Source organism: Neolewinella persica DSM 23188 (assembly GCF_000373105.1).
GTDB lineage: Bacteria > Bacteroidota > Bacteroidia > Chitinophagales > Saprospiraceae > Neolewinella > Neolewinella persica.
The window spans coordinates 35,187-48,665 of the sequence record NZ_KB890419.1 but is presented as its reverse complement, the minus strand read 5'-3'; the positions used below and the strand labels follow the sequence as shown (position 1 = coordinate 48,665).

The 13,479-nt window shown below is 53.4% G+C and carries 14 protein-coding genes; 4 read left to right on the top strand and 10 right to left on the bottom strand.

Going from position 1 to position 13,479, the window contains the following annotated elements; all coding sequences use genetic code 11:
• The first annotated feature begins 87 nt into the window (after nucleotides 1–87).
• Nucleotides 88–1,620 carry a glucose-6-phosphate dehydrogenase gene (gene zwf, locus B036_RS0105770; RefSeq protein WP_020567743.1) on the top strand — a complete coding sequence of 511 codons (1,533 nt, stop codon included), beginning with the start codon at nucleotides 88–90 and terminating at the stop codon, nucleotides 1,618–1,620.
• A gap of 64 nt (nucleotides 1,621–1,684) precedes the next feature.
• Here zwf and B036_RS0105765 read toward each other — a convergent pair whose 3' ends face one another.
• Entirely contained in the window at nucleotides 1,685–2,032 is a 348-nt protein-coding gene (locus B036_RS0105765; RefSeq protein WP_264758366.1) for a Fic family protein, read from the bottom strand.
• Nucleotides 2,016–3,227, bottom strand: a complete 1,212-nt coding sequence (locus tag B036_RS0105760; RefSeq protein ID WP_020567741.1) for a hypothetical protein — start codon at nucleotides 3,225–3,227, stop codon at nucleotides 2,016–2,018. The genes B036_RS0105765 and B036_RS0105760 overlap by 17 nt, the downstream gene beginning before the upstream one ends.
• Nucleotides 3,228–3,329: 102 nt before the next feature.
• Here B036_RS0105760 and B036_RS33440 point away from each other — a divergent pair, with 102 nt between their 5' ends.
• Nucleotides 3,330–3,491, top strand: coding sequence for a hypothetical protein (locus B036_RS33440; RefSeq protein ID WP_020567740.1), 162 nt, complete (start codon nucleotides 3,330–3,332; stop codon nucleotides 3,489–3,491).
• A 267-nt stretch (nucleotides 3,492–3,758) separates the two neighbouring features.
• Here the strand turns inward: B036_RS33440 and rsmG are convergent, their stop codons facing one another.
• Complete coding sequence (rsmG, locus tag B036_RS0105750; protein ID WP_020567739.1) at nucleotides 3,759–4,394, bottom strand: 16S rRNA (guanine(527)-N(7))-methyltransferase RsmG; 636 nt, start codon at nucleotides 4,392–4,394, stop codon at nucleotides 3,759–3,761.
• Between the two features lie 98 nt (nucleotides 4,395–4,492).
• On the opposite strand from rsmG, the gene B036_RS28205 reads away from it, so the two are divergent.
• On the top strand, nucleotides 4,493–5,053 hold the full coding sequence (locus tag B036_RS28205) for a DinB family protein (RefSeq protein ID WP_169435034.1): 561 nt from the start codon (nucleotides 4,493–4,495) through the stop codon (nucleotides 5,051–5,053).
• On the opposite strand, the gene B036_RS0105740 is transcribed toward B036_RS28205, so the two are convergent.
• The 7 genes from B036_RS0105740 to B036_RS0105715 all read right to left on the bottom strand — a co-directional run bounded on the left by B036_RS0105740 (nucleotide 5,046) and on the right by B036_RS0105715 (nucleotide 11,434).
• Complete coding sequence (locus B036_RS0105740; protein WP_020567737.1) at nucleotides 5,046–5,729, bottom strand: RluA family pseudouridine synthase; 684 nt, start codon at nucleotides 5,727–5,729, stop codon at nucleotides 5,046–5,048. The two genes, B036_RS28205 and B036_RS0105740, sit on opposite strands and share 8 nt — an antisense overlap.
• Before the next feature lie 7 nt (nucleotides 5,730–5,736).
• Nucleotides 5,737–5,922 (bottom strand): hypothetical protein, encoded by a 186-nt coding sequence (locus B036_RS0105735; protein WP_020567736.1) that lies wholly within the window; start codon nucleotides 5,920–5,922, stop codon nucleotides 5,737–5,739.
• Between the two features lie 209 nt (nucleotides 5,923–6,131).
• Nucleotides 6,132–7,154: a M28 family peptidase gene (locus tag B036_RS0105730; RefSeq protein ID WP_071596758.1), complete on the bottom strand. Its 1,023-nt coding sequence runs from the start codon at nucleotides 7,152–7,154 to the stop codon at nucleotides 6,132–6,134.
• Nucleotides 7,155–7,262: 108 nt separating this feature from the next.
• On the bottom strand, nucleotides 7,263–7,418 hold the full coding sequence (locus B036_RS33435) for a hypothetical protein (protein WP_157472049.1): 156 nt from the start codon (nucleotides 7,416–7,418) through the stop codon (nucleotides 7,263–7,265).
• A gap of 92 nt (nucleotides 7,419–7,510) precedes the next feature.
• Complete coding sequence (locus B036_RS0105725; protein ID WP_020567734.1) at nucleotides 7,511–7,969, bottom strand: hypothetical protein; 459 nt, start codon at nucleotides 7,967–7,969, stop codon at nucleotides 7,511–7,513.
• 76 nt (nucleotides 7,970–8,045) lie between these two features.
• A complete protein-coding gene (locus tag B036_RS28200) occupies nucleotides 8,046–8,543 on the bottom strand; it encodes a cupin domain-containing protein (RefSeq protein ID WP_020567733.1) in 498 nt (165 codons plus the stop codon).
• Nucleotides 8,540–11,434, bottom strand: a complete 2,895-nt coding sequence (locus B036_RS0105715; RefSeq protein ID WP_083926145.1) for a CHAT domain-containing protein — start codon at nucleotides 11,432–11,434, stop codon at nucleotides 8,540–8,542. Before B036_RS0105715 ends, B036_RS28200 begins: the two co-directional genes overlap by 4 nt.
• A 315-nt stretch (nucleotides 11,435–11,749) precedes the next feature.
• Here B036_RS0105715 and B036_RS0105710 point away from each other — a divergent pair, with 315 nt between their 5' ends.
• Nucleotides 11,750–12,565 carry a 2,3,4,5-tetrahydropyridine-2,6-dicarboxylate N-succinyltransferase gene (locus B036_RS0105710; protein WP_020567731.1) on the top strand — a complete coding sequence of 272 codons (816 nt, stop codon included), beginning with the start codon at nucleotides 11,750–11,752 and terminating at the stop codon, nucleotides 12,563–12,565.
• Nucleotides 12,566–13,479 lie beyond the last annotated feature (914 nt).

Below are 13,479 nucleotides of genomic sequence, written 5' to 3'. Positions count from 1 at the left end.
ATAAGAGCTTGATAAGAACCGTTTTCTAACGAGCTTCCCCTTACCTGCGTACAATAGTCTTGCCCCAGACAACAAAATTCATCAAGAATGCCCAATAGTTTAGACCCTCACGTACTCGTCATCTTCGGCGCATCCGGCGATTTAGCCCAACGTAAGCTGGTACCTGCCGTCTTTGACCTGTTTCGGGGTGGCTACCTCCCTAAGAATTTTGCCCTGCTCGGTGCCTCCCGCACCGATTTTACGGACGCAGGGTTCCGCGACAAAGTGGTCTTCAACAACGAGCATTTCGATAAAAAGGACGCTACAGACGAGGACGTAAAAGCATTTGCGAAAAAACTGTTTTACCAGGACCTCGCCACTTACGACGGTGAAAAAGACATCAACAACCTGTCCAAGCGTCTGAAAAAACTAGACAAAGACCTGGGCGTTGGTCAGAACTATATTTTCTACCTCTCTACCCCACCGAAGCTCTACAGCACCATCCCCGGTGCCCTCGCGAAGGCAGGCCTGAACGACAATAAGAACGGCTGGGCCCGGATTATTGTAGAGAAGCCTTTTGGCTACGATGAAGCTTCGGCCATCAAGCTCAATCAAGACATCCAGTCCAACTTCCCGGAGAATAGCATTTACCGGATCGACCACTACCTCGGCAAGGAAACGGTCCAGAACCTCTTGGTGACCCGCTTTGCCAACGGTTTCTTCGAACCGCTGTGGAACCGCAATTACGTACAATCTGTCCAGATCACCGCTGCCGAGACCGTTGGCGTTGGTAGCCGTGGCGGCTACTACGACGAGAGCGGAGCGATGCGGGACATGGTGCAAAATCACCTCCTGCAGGTACTTGCTCACGTAGCGATGGAACCGCCCATTCGAGCCGATGCGCCATCTATCCGCGACGAGAAACTCAAGCTCTTCAAGTCCCTTCGTCCCATCACCAAAAAGGACGTCAAGAACCAGGTAATCCGGGCTCAGTACACCGAAGGGCGCACCAAGACCGGAGACGTTGTCTCCTACCGCGACGCACCGGGCGTACCAGACGACAGCAAGACGGAAACCTACGTTGGCATGAAGTTTTTCATCGACAACTGGCGCTGGGCGGGCGTTCCTTTTTTCGTCCGGACGGGCAAATGCCTCCCACTCAAACTGACGGAAGTCGTCATCACCTTCAAGAATCCGCCCCAGGCCCTGTTCTCCGAATACGACGATTTTGCGCTGAGCTGCGACAATCAACTGATCATCCGGATTCAACCAGACGAAGGTATGGCCCTCGAGTTCGGGATGAAAGTACCCGGTGAAGGGTTCCGTGTCAAGAACGTAGACATGGACTTCTTCTACCGCGACCTGACCAAAAACGATGTACCCGCCGCCTACACCCGCCTGCTACTAGACTGTATGAAGGGAGAACCGACCCTGTATGCGCGTGGAGACAGTGTCGAGGCCGCCTGGGCATTCATCGACCCCATTCTGGAGGCGTGGAAGAACAACGAAGTGCCTCTGTACAGCTACACTGCCGGCACCTGGGGGCCGCTGCAATCGGATGCCCTTTGGAGTGGCGTAGGCACTGGCTGGCGGAATCCGGTGGACTCCCTTACGGATAAGAAGCATTATACTAAGCAGTAATTGGTGTTATTAGTCTATTGGTCCTATTGGTCTGTTAGGGTATGGGACCAACAGCACCAAAAGACTAAAACACCAACACCGTCCCCTCCTCCTCGAACGCATTACTTCCTTTGGACTGAGCCTTGAGATCGGGATAGTTCCCTGGTTCGAGCCAGTAGCTGAAGGCGTGAGCGCGGTCCATCATACGGATGTAAGCGGTGGTATCGTGTTTTCTGGTAAGAAGGCGGAGGTTGAGCAGGTAGTCGCCCCGATATACGGTGGGGATAATGATCTTCGCCTGGCCACTGGCGGTTAGTTCGGCATTCATCATGAGCCGTGCAACGCGGCCGTTTCCGTCTTCGAAGGGGTGGACTTCGGAGATCAGGAAGGTACACATTAGGATTTTTTGCGCACAACTACTCTCCCTGCCCATAAACCCCCATCTCCACATGTTCCACATCCATCATAGAAAACGCCTCCCAGGTAGCGCCGGAGACCAGTGCTTTTCGGTAAGCGATGTGCACGCGGTGAACCTCTGTACTCATCCTCCGACAGGTAGACACCATTACATCGTTGTGACCACGGATGGTGGCCAGGTCGACGTATTTGTAGGTCCTCCGGTTGTGCTGGTCCCCACCCTGGTACATCGCATCGATCATTAGGGGGTAGACGCCCATTCCCTGATACTTGCTTGCAATACCAAAAGCGACGCCCTTGCAGTTGCGCGGCTTTTTCTGAAACTTAAGCCTCCAGAGAAAACGGGGGAGACCTTTCCAGTCCATTTTTCCGTTGACGCCCTTCATGAAGCAGTTTATATCGGGGATAAGTCCGGCCATACCAATTGGCTTATCATTCTTGTCATACGCCAGAGAAGTCAGATAAGGGTCCATAATTGGCTTCATCTGCTTAAAGGTTGGGTAGACATCGTCACTCGAAAGAGGTTTGAAGTAAGGCAAGTGCGTAAAAGCAGAGTTGTAGGCCGCTGCGAAATCTTCAGCTCCCTCCAGCAGGTTGTTCTTATCCAGCGTTTTGGTGTATAGTCCGTACTTCTCCCGAACAAGCCCCGCAAGCTTCTTGAGCTTTTCGGCAGGGAATTGGGAAACGATGCCACGCATCGTAAAGCATTGCTCGTGGGGGCGGTAGCTCCGGTCTTCGAACATCCGCTGATAGTAGGGCGGATTATAAGTCTCCTGGTAAATAGGCCGGTACCAGCCACGGACCAGCAGCCCCCAAAATTTGTCGCGCTCGCCAAAGTTGATGGGTCCGTCTACGGCATGCATCCCCTCCTCCTTCAGCCAACCTTCGGCAGCGTTGAACAGTAATTCGGCTACAGCATCTACTTCAATGCTCTCGAAGTAGCCGATGCCACCAACCGGCAGGTCCATTTCTTCGTTGCGTTCCCGGTCAATGAAGGCTGCTATCCGGCCAACCGGCCTTTTGCCCTCTTCCAGGACGACCCAAAGCTTCAGATTGGTTCCGTCGTACACCCTATTCTTGTCGCTCAGCACCGTCTCGATGTCTCCCCGTAGCGGAAAAACATATTGATCATTTCCCCGGTAAACCTCATTGAGGACAGCGTGGAAGTGCTTAAAATCGGTTACTTCGGTAATTTGGTAGCTTTTGCTCATGATGTGCGAATGTACTGATTTAGTCCATGACGTTATGTTTCGTCAAAAATTTTCCTGCCTCCCCAACGTTTTCTATCTTTGCCCTTTCAAAAATATTAACTCATGGCCACTACCATTACATCCAACGGCACCGGCAAATACTGGCTCTACTTCCTGATCTCTTTCGTCATCTTTATGTTGATGCTGATTTTCCTGAACCAGTGGTTTTGGGTGGCGATGCCATTCATGCTTACTTACCTGGTGATGGCACTGGACTATATGTAAGCCGATCGGCACACGAGGCAACGCGCCCCGCCAATAAACATGAGTCATCCCAAGTTTTAACCCTTCCCCGATTACTTCTGCCACTAAAATGAAGTATTCATCCCTCGATATTTGCAAATTTGGTATTCGTTGACCGTTTAACCTCCCTGCCGGGGGCCTACTTTTCATGGGAAAAAGTAGCAAAACCCTTTGGTTGTGTCCCCGGCTGATCACAAATAGTGGACCTGATGGCTAACATCACTTAGCGTGAGCGAGCCTGCGATAACGTCAATACTGCAAATAAACCACCGCCTTCACTTCGAAGAAGTCGTGTGCGGGAAAATATTTTGCGATGGGGTATTCCACTAAAGCACCCTTCGGGAAGGCCGCCATTTCTTCCTTCAACCCTACCCCCTTCAGCGCGAGGATGCCGTTGGGCAGCGCATGGCGCTGCTTTTTGGAGATCAGCCGCATGCTCCATTCTGCCAGTTTTTCCATCTTCGCCACCGCCCGGGTAACGATGAAGTCGTACCCCGGTTGCTTAATTTCCTCCGCCCGCTTCTGCTCCGCCCGGCAATTCGTTAGGCCGATGCCATTGATCACCTCGTTGCAAACCCGTACTTTTTTGGCAATCCCATCCACCAGGTGAAATTCCGTTTCCGGGAACATAATGGCCAGTGGTATACCGGGGAAGCCACCGCCCGTCCCCAGATCCAGTACTTTGGCGCCGGGCAGGAATCTCATCACTTTAGCAATTGCCAAACTGTGCAGGACGTGGTTCACGTAAAGGTTATCAATGTCTTTCCGGCTGATGACGTTGATCTTCGCGTTCCAGTCGCGGTACAGGCCATCCAGGGCCTCAAACTGCTCCCGCTGTTTATCGGTAAGGTCGGGAAAATGCTGGAAGATGATGTCGGCGGTCATAATCAAAATTTTGTGCGAAGGTACGGGATTAGAGCAAGTGATTGCATGCAACTAATCAAGTACTATCCTGCATTCCAATGGTAGCCAATGAGAAAAATATGACCTTTTCTGATTATCTACGAAGTGTCCGTTTCAGGCTTATCACCTCTCATGCAGCGGTCCTTCCGTTTTTCGCCTTTCCGCAAGAACGCCTGGATTACAGGCCGGAAGCTGGTGGCTGGACGGTAGCTGAAATCCTCGAACACATCGGACTCACCAGCCATTATTTGCTCATCATTATCGATAAGTCCGCACTGAAGGCTCGTCGAAAAGCATCGGGTACCAACCTTGCTCAGACAGTCGCTGCAGCCGATCCGAATCCGGAGCGACTTCAGAATATCAGCCGGCACAGGTCTTTTGCGTGGAGCCGTCCCGAGCATATGGAACCAAATGGATTAGCCGACTTGCAAAATGTACAAGACCAGTTAGTTGATCAACTCCAACGTTGCCTCAATCACTTACAGGACCTGGAGGATGGGGCAGGTTTACTACACACAACAACGATGACGGTGGATAATCTTGGTCGCCTAAACGTATACGAGTACATAGATTTTCTGGCCCGACACGTTGAGCGACATCTAACCCAAATCCGGAAAACGCTTAACGAATTGCCTAAATAATATCTTTAAACGCCTCCCAAACTGCCCCTTCCGGCAGCGGTGCCACATGCGTTACCCGTTCCTCCGTTACCGGGTGATCATAGGCGATTTTGTAGCTGTGCAAGTCGATATTTCCATCGGGATTGGCACGCTTAAAGCCGTATTTGGTGTCTCCGCGTAATGGACAACCGATGGCCGCCAACTGGCAACGAATCTGGTGCTTCCGACCGGTTTTCAGCTGAATCGCCAGTAGGTGGTACCGGTCGCTGCTACCGAGGTATTTATAGTCCAGTTCAGCCAGTTTGCTGCCTTCACTTGGTGTTTCATCAATGGCTGAGCGGTTCCCCGGCGCATTGCGCAGGTAATGCTTAAGCGTGTCGGCATCTTTTTCGGGTCGGTTGGCTACAATGGCCAGGTAATGCTTTTCGACGGTTCCGGCCTTAAGCTGGCGGGTAAGGGACGTCTGCGCCGCAGGCTTTTGCCCAAATACCACTACGCCGGAGACCGGACGATCCAACCGGTGGATCAGGTACAAATCATGGTGCACGTAAGCGGCCCCCATGCTCAACAGGTTAGCGTCCCCCGTTTTGTCGGGTTGCACGGGCAGTCCTGCCGGTTTATTGAAAACAATAAGTTGATTTTCCTTATGCAGGATCCAGTCGCTGATACGACCGTTGAAACGGGTTGGATCCGCCATATTTTGTTTATTTGATTTCTTCGTAATCGATAAAGTCATCCTCTGACCCCGGTTGCGGATTTGGGTTGACAACGATCTCTTCGTCCTCCACTTCACCGGGCGTGGAACCTTTGATTTGTTCTTGCATGGAAGTGTACCAGCTGTACCCGCGGTAAGCAAAGTAGATTAATGCTATGGTGATGAGGATGTCCATGGTACAAAGATAGTCTAGTAGTTCAGTACTCTGATAGTCTGGCAGGCGTATGTTTCTGCTCGCTTCGCTCGTAGGATATTCAATACTTGATATGCGATTGGCTACCGCATGGGGCAGCTCGCTGCGTTCGTAAAGTCACCTGCCATACGAACAGCGAGAGCGGAGCCATTTGGGAGCGTCTATCAATCTACAAGCCGCGCTACGTGCGGCTATATTGTTCCGTTGCCTTCCCGATAGACCAAAGCTGTAATCACCTGCCCCACAGCCCGCAGCGTGCGCTTATCGATCTTGTCCATATTGTCTTCGCCGGTGTGCCAGTGTGCCACGAAACTGGTCTTGTTCTCCGGTCGGTGGTTGATGATGTCGATCATGGGGATTTTGGCGATGGTATTGACGAAGTAATGATCGTCGGTAATACCGCCGCCATTTCGCTTAGGGAAGTAATGTGGAAAGCCCATGTCAGCAGCCAGCTTCCATACCTTGCGGACGACATCAGGGGCAAAGCGAAGAGAGTATTGCTCCATCGCAAACTCCGCGTCGCGGGCGCCTACCATGTCGAGCAACACGCCGTAGCGTGGCCGGATGCCACTGATGTTATTGGAGTAATACTGAGCGCCCAGGCCCCAGGAATTCGTGTTTCCGCCGCCGGTGTCGCCGTAGTCCTCCGCATCAAAAAGTACGATATCTACCCCGATGTGCGGGGCTGATTTGCCAAGCTGGCGGGCAATTTCAAGCAGCACGCCCACGCCACTGGCACCATCGTCGGCGCCGTTAACTACCGCAGTAGGACTGGTTTCCAGCGGACTGTCCGCCACGTGCCGGGTATCCCAGTGGGCGGCCAGTAAAATGCGGTCTTCCATTTCCGGATTGAACCGGCCGATGATGTTCATGCTTTTCAGCGCCGTCCCGTCGTAGGCGGTAGCGGTAAAGGTTTGTCTTTCCACCGTCGCGCCAAATTCCTCCAGCCTTCCGATCAGCCACTCGCCCGCAGCATCGTGGGCCGGGGTGTTCATTACGCGGGGGCCGAAGGCTACCTGGGCGGCCACGTAAGCATAGGCACTGTCCATATCGAATTTAGGCACCGGCACCTGGTCTTCTTTAGGCATGGGCGGGGTCGCAGGTGCAGTGACGGGTGATGTAGCAGGATCTTTGACATCGTTTTCGCAACCGCTGAAAACAACCGAACCCGCCAACAAAAGTGCCACGGCAAGGATTAGATAAGGTAAACGCACGTTTATAGTTTAGTTGGTTTGGGTAAAAGGCCAGGAGCCTCCGAAAAGAGGGGCTAAGATAGGGATATGGTTGTAGGGATTAGTGGCCAGCATTCGCTCTACAACCCGTCAGACGGACTTTCCCGTTATTGCTCCTTCGTCGCAAACAGGAAAGAATCCGTCGGACGGATGCTCCGGCCGTCCGACAAATTCTTCCGGCCTGGCGAAGCCGGGCAGAAGTTTGCCTGTCGGCTGTAACAACGACCTGGTCAGTAGTACGAACATTGCTTTCAAACGTTCCTTTGCACCTGCGGCCCCGCCCCTCTATGAAGTATTCAGGAATCAGGGTTCAGCGCACAATGTTCTTATACTGAATACTACTTCCCCGAGCTGTCCATTGTCCCTTTAACAATTTCCGCATCGACCAGCACGTACATCAGCCGATTGATGTCATCGCTGTTCAGGAGTAATTTACCCCGCAGCTTGATACGCTCGGTGCTGTACTTGACGGGCTCTTTGCTCGTTACTTCCATGACGGTTTCCGGACCGGCCCCACCACAGAAAAAGCACATGTTGTAAGGGTAGGCACTGAAAACGAATTCGGTATGGCTCTTATAGCCTTCCACCGGTACTATGTAGCCGCTTACTTCCACTATTTTACCTTCCAGCGCTTTGGTTTCGTCGCCGAAAACCGGAACGTCGACCTTGAAACCGAGCAGCTCGTCAAATTTCTTTTCGTAGGTGATCTTAGACAGGGTTTTCCATAGATTTTCCTGCGCCTGCAGAGCAGAACCGGAAAAAATGAAAAGGGCACAGATAATGAGGAGGGCGCGCATGGTGATGTTTTGTATTAGTTGGTACAAAGATAAGAACGCAAAAAGGGAGTTTGGGATGCGTAAGGTTCTGTTAATCTTATAATTCGTCCGGGGCCAGCTTACCGCCAATCAGTCGGTCATCCTTTGGAAACTGGACAATCATCATACGGCAGGGTTTATTATCCAGCACGCCGGAACGATGTCCTTTTTGACCGTTTGTCCCCTGATCAGCACCGAAAGAAAGTTCTCCGGTCCGCATTTCCGTTCGTTTTCCGTCCATAGTTTCCACCCACCAGCCGCCGCTCAGAGGGATGATCCATTGCGGATGTGGATTCTCGTGCCAGTCTCCGTCAAAATCTGCCGGCAATTCGCTGATAATTACTTTGGCAGCTCCCTTCAAGAGTTCATTATTCCACTGCGTCCCCGAGTTGCCGCCCATGCTTTTCTCCTTAAACCTGGTCAGGTACCGAAGCTGTTGGGTGGAGATTCCATCCTGATCCGTAAAAACGTGCCAGTAAGAAATGGTTGGTTGTTCCGTTAGTTTTCCCATAGTATGCGTTTCATTGGTGTTGCCCTTAAAACGGACTTTTTTCATGATTTGTTCCTGAAAAACAAGAATATGCCCAGTACAGCCAATAGCACTGCCCCGCCAACCAGCCACCACTGACGCTGTTTTGCCGGCGGCAATGCGAGCACGCCATCATTTCCATAAAGTGTCATGGCTGACCAATAATAAGGGTGGGCAAAATCCAGGTTAGCCCGGTGAGCCGCTTGCGCAGCAGCCAGGGCTTCACTTCGGCTTTTGCCTTCCGTCAATGACCGGTAGAAAACCACCATCAACTCCTTAGTTGCTTCATCGTTTACCGACCACAGCGTGGTGAGGGTACTGCGGGCACCGGCGGCCGCGAAAGCACTGGCCAGACTAAGCACGTTCTCTCCGGCAACGTACTGCCCTAAGTTGGTTTCACAGGCAGACAGCACGGCCAGCTCTGCCGTGAGCGGCAGGGCCGACAGGTCATTGAAATACAATAGTTCTTCAAGTTCGAGGTTATTCCCCATTTGAGAAAAGGCCACAAAACTTAGTTTGGGTGATTCTGTATTGACCATGCCGTGGCTGGAAAGGTGAACGATTCTGGCATGGCCAACGTAGTCCAGAAAGCGTTGACGACTCGCATTCTTGCCGTAGAAGGACAGCGAGCCGCCGATCATTCGGGAAATCTCTTCTACCTCTTCCTTATTGTGGTACAACGGGCTAAGGCCAGGTAATGACCGTAGTTCATCACCGGATATTGCGCGGTCGGCGCCCAGGTTCTCTTCCCCCCGAAACTCCGGCGCAAAGGCCAGTATGTTGTAGTCGTAAGCCTTCTCTGGCAACGCCTCTAATTCCAACAGGAACCTGGCAGAATAGGCATGGGTGATTTTACGGCCGTCCTGCAGGTAATTCAGGTCCTGGTAGCGCAAAGGAAAGCCAGACCGGCTGGTAGGTAAGGCAGCAAAGGGCAAATAACTCAGCGGCCCATCGGGGATGATCGTGAGGTGCCCGGAAGGCAGTTCATCTGGCAGTAATTTATCCGTAAGCAAAAGCCCCAGCTCAAGGAAAATGCTGTCTTGTGTAAGTTGTTCGGCCACAGGCCTTAAGCTCTTCCGTCGGTAGGCACCAGCAGCCAGTGCAGACCGCCATTGGTCCGAGTAGCCCGTCAGGACCCTGGCTGGATCCAATTGCTTCACCACCAATTCTCCGCCCGGAGGCAAATAAAATAAATACCCTGCGTCTCTGCCGATGTGGTAGGCCAGCAAGGTTGATTTTTTCTCGGCGAGCAGTTGTTGTAAGGCCTCCCGGTCTAACGCATGATTTGGCAAAGCAAGGTCGACCTTCCCTTGTTCCAGGATCCGGTCAAGTTGCAGCCGGGCGGCTTCCAGTTGTCCGTTAGTCGTTTCATCATTGACGGCACTTCGCTCCAACTCTGCAATTCTTGTACGCAGGGCCGCTTCCTGCTGTGGCATGGCGTTGCGGTTTTGCAGCAAGGCTGCCAGCAGACTGTATGCTTTGGCCTGTTCACTGAGCTCGAAAGCGCGCCAGCGAGAGGCAACGGCGCTTGCGGGGTTGTCATCGGACAAAAAGAGATTGATGGCCAGATCAAAGTTTGCCCGTATCCCTTTGCTGATGTAGCGCCGGCTATCATCCGAATTCACCCGCCCACGCAGTAGTTCAAGTAGTTGAAACAAGCATTCATAATCGGCTCGGGCAGCTTCCTTTCGCCCGAGGGATACCAGTACTTCCGCCCGCTCATTCACCAGTCGAGCAGCTTCGTTGTACACGCCAGAGCTCAGGCTATCGGGATCAAACACCGGGAGGTCACCTACGGGAGGTTGCCCCGTCAGGATACCAAAGCCTTCGGCCAACGTTGAAAGTGCTTCCTCGTAGCGTTTTGCTTTGGTGAGGATGGCGGACTTCCTGATCACCAGTTCGAAGCGCATTTGCGCGTTTTCTGGCGTTATCAGTTTTTCTGCCTGCCGGCAATAGGCGAGTGCCATCGGATAATTAGGTTTTCCCTCAATGGCGATGACGGCCAGGTTGAGGTAATAAGCGATCAGCTTGGTAGACTGAGGGTTCTGATGGCTTACCAGGGCCAGGGCTCTTTGGAAGTCGGCCTCCGCAGCCGTAAAATCTTCCTTCCCATTAAAAGCACTCGCTTTAGCCGCCAGTGCATCCGCCAGCCAGGCGTCTTGTTCTGCGCGTTCAGCAATGGAGATCGCACGTTCGGCGTAATGGATGGCCTGGTCATAGTCCTCAAAATTCAGCGCAGTCCTGACCCCGAGGTAATAGCTGTTGTAGGCATCCCCATCGCTTACCCGCCCGTGGGCATTGAGCAGACGCTCGGCGGAAGCGAAGGAGCTGTAGGCCAATTGGCGATCCTCCAGTTCCAGGGCAATATCCGCCAACTCGTTCAAACAACGCAGCCAGTTGATGGTATCCGGGTGGGGGAGTTGCTCGTACAGGGCAACGGTTTGTCTGGTAACCAGCGCCGCCGAGTCGAGCTGGCCGACGAAGCGGAGGCAGGTCGCCAGGTTGGTCCGGCTATGGGCCCGGTCATTATGTGCCTCGGGGAAGATCTGATCGCGTATGGCAATAGCCTTACGGTAGTATTTTATGGCACCGGCATCGTCGTATTCGTCATAGCAAATGACGCCGGTTTTGTGTAAAGCTAATCCGGTGATGCTATCTACGACTATGCCACCCTGTGTATTGAGCGTAGCAGCGTGGTAAGCTGCGCGGGCCCGATCGAGGCTGTCCACTTGGTACCACGCCAGCCCTGCTTTGAGGTCATCAGCTCGTGTTCCACGTGCTTCAAACGCCTGGGCCGCCGCCACATAATTCTCGGCAGTAAGCAGCTCCTCAGCGCTCTGCGCACCAAGTATGGAGCTGACTGCGCAAAGCAGCATTAATAAAATTGGCCAACCGGTGCAACGGAGGATAAGGGACATAAATATGGAATGAGAACAAGTGTAAGGGAAGCCCTAAGATAAGACTAGAGAATTAGAGAAGGAAGGAATGCATGAATTGCTACCGCACCTGCCAGCTCACGGGGCCCGGTTTTTCTGCCCTTACCCCTTTCCTTGCACCTGCGGCCCCGCCTTATTTAGTCAGGGAGTCAAGCGGTCAAAGAATCAAACACCTACAGTAACCTGAGGTGACCCTCCGACTCAATTACTCCTTATTGTGACGTAATTAACCGCCAAAAGCAGCTATGACTACCCGCTAAAATCACCATCTTTGGCCTTCCAAAACTCAACCATCAGATGCAAGACGCAAAAGCCATCATCGAAGCCGCCTGGGATCAGCGCGAACTCCTCAAAGAAACCCGTACCCGCGAAGCCATTGAAGCCGTGATCGAAGAACTCGATAAAGGCCGTCTGCGGGTAGCTGAACCGGTGGGTGATGGCTGGCAGGCGAATGAGTGGGTAAAAAAGGCAGTGGTCCTCTATTTCCCAATTCGTAAAATGGAAACCATCGAGGTGGGGCCATTTGAGTTTCACGATAAAATGGCCCTGAAAAAAGACTATGCCGCTCAGGGCGTTCGGGTGGTACCACACGCCATTGCCCGCTACGGTGCCTACCTTGAAAAGGGGGTCATCATGATGCCCAGTTACGTCAACATTGGTGCCTGGGTAGGCAGTGGGACAATGGTGGACACCTGGGCTACCGTAGGTAGCTGCGGACAGATCGGCCGCAACGTACACCTCAGTGGTGGCGTCGGCATCGGTGGCGTCCTCGAGCCATTACAGGCTACGCCGACCATCATTGAGGACGACTGTTTCATCGGCTCGCGGTGCATCGTCGTTGAAGGTGTTCGTGTGGGCAAAGAAGCCGTGCTTGGCGCCAACGTTGTACTAACCCAAAGCACCCACATCATCGACGTCACGGGGAGCGAACCGGTCACCCATCGGGGCTACGTGCCTCCGCGTTCGGTCGTCATTCCGGGCACTTACACCAAGTCCTTCCCCGCCGGAGACTATCAGGTCGGCTGTGCCCTCATCATCGGGCAACGAAAGGAAAGTACGGACAAGAAAACCAGCCTGAATGCTGCTTTGCGGGAGCATGACGTGGCGGTTTAAACCAAGTTGCAGGTTACAGGGGTTGTGGGGTCGCTGCGCTCCGGTTGCAGGAGTTGCAAGGTTGCCGTTGACTGGTTGATCCAATAACGACAAAGGCGGTAGCCGCCACGAGCGGTAGCGAGCATATGCTTGGGCAGGCCCGGAGGGCCGTCTCTCGTTGCGAGGGGTGAGCGCCGATCCGCAGGATCTAGCGGAACCCCTCGTTTTCGTTGCCTGAATAGTTGCGGGGTCGCTGCGCTCTGGTTGCAGGGGTTGCAAGGTTGCCGTTGACTGGTTGATCCACTAACGATAAAGGCGGTAGCCGTCACGAGTGGCAGCGAGCATATGCTTGGGCAGGCCCGGAGGGCCGTCTCTCGTTGCGAGGGGTGAGCGCCGATCCGCAGGATCCAGCGGAACCCCTCGTTTTCGTTGCCTGAATAGTTGCGGGGTCGCTGCGCTTCTGTTGCAGGGGTTGCAGAGTCGCTACGCTCCGGTTGCAGGGGTTGCAGGGTCGCTGCGCTCCGGTTGCAGGGGTTGCAGAGTCGCTACGCTCCGGTTGCAGGGGTTGCGGGGTCGCTGCGCTCCGGTTGCAGGAGTTGCAAGGTTGCCGTTAACTGGTTGATCCACTAACGATAAAGGCGGTAGCCGTCACGAGCGGCAGCGAGCATATGCTTGGGCAGGCCCGGAGGGCCGTCTCTCGTTGCGAGGGGTGAGCGCCGATCCGCAGGATCTAGCGGAACCCCTCGTTTTCGTTAATCAGCAAGAAGTCAGAGCGTCAACTATTGCTTGACTATTTAATGAATATGGGCGCGGCCGCAGGTGCAAAAGAAGGTAAAAGAGCAAAAGCCACCTACCCGATCGTCTAAGGTAACGGCCTGGCCACAACTCCCCCCGGTTTTGCATGACCAACGCCGCGTTGCCGGAGACAAGCGCTA

Coding starts and splice junctions, on each gene's coding strand:
- zwf (WP_020567743.1), top strand. CDS start 88: ATGCCCAATAGTTTAGACCCTCACGTACTCGTCATCTTCGGCGCATCC.
- B036_RS0105765 (WP_264758366.1), bottom strand. CDS start 2,032: ATGGGCAGGGAGAGTAGTTGTGCGCAAAAAATCCTAATGTGTACCTTC.
- B036_RS0105760 (WP_020567741.1), bottom strand. CDS start 3,227: ATGAGCAAAAGCTACCAAATTACCGAAGTAACCGATTTTAAGCACTTC.
- B036_RS33440 (WP_020567740.1), top strand. CDS start 3,330: ATGGCCACTACCATTACATCCAACGGCACCGGCAAATACTGGCTCTAC.
- rsmG (WP_020567739.1), bottom strand. CDS start 4,394: ATGACCGCCGACATCATCTTCCAGCATTTTCCCGACCTTACCGATAAA.
- B036_RS28205 (WP_169435034.1), top strand. CDS start 4,493: ATGACCTTTTCTGATTATCTACGAAGTGTCCGTTTCAGGCTTATCACC.
- B036_RS0105740 (WP_020567737.1), bottom strand. CDS start 5,729: ATGGCGGATCCAACCCGTTTCAACGGTCGTATCAGCGACTGGATCCTG.
- B036_RS0105735 (WP_020567736.1), bottom strand. CDS start 5,922: ATGGACATCCTCATCACCATAGCATTAATCTACTTTGCTTACCGCGGG.
- B036_RS33435 (WP_157472049.1), bottom strand. CDS start 7,418: ATGTTCGTACTACTGACCAGGTCGTTGTTACAGCCGACAGGCAAACTT.
- B036_RS0105725 (WP_020567734.1), bottom strand. CDS start 7,969: ATGCGCGCCCTCCTCATTATCTGTGCCCTTTTCATTTTTTCCGGTTCT.
- B036_RS28200 (WP_020567733.1), bottom strand. CDS start 8,543: ATGAAAAAAGTCCGTTTTAAGGGCAACACCAATGAAACGCATACTATG.
- B036_RS0105715 (WP_083926145.1), bottom strand. CDS start 11,434: ATGTCCCTTATCCTCCGTTGCACCGGTTGGCCAATTTTATTAATGCTG.
- B036_RS0105710 (WP_020567731.1), top strand. CDS start 11,750: ATGCAAGACGCAAAAGCCATCATCGAAGCCGCCTGGGATCAGCGCGAA.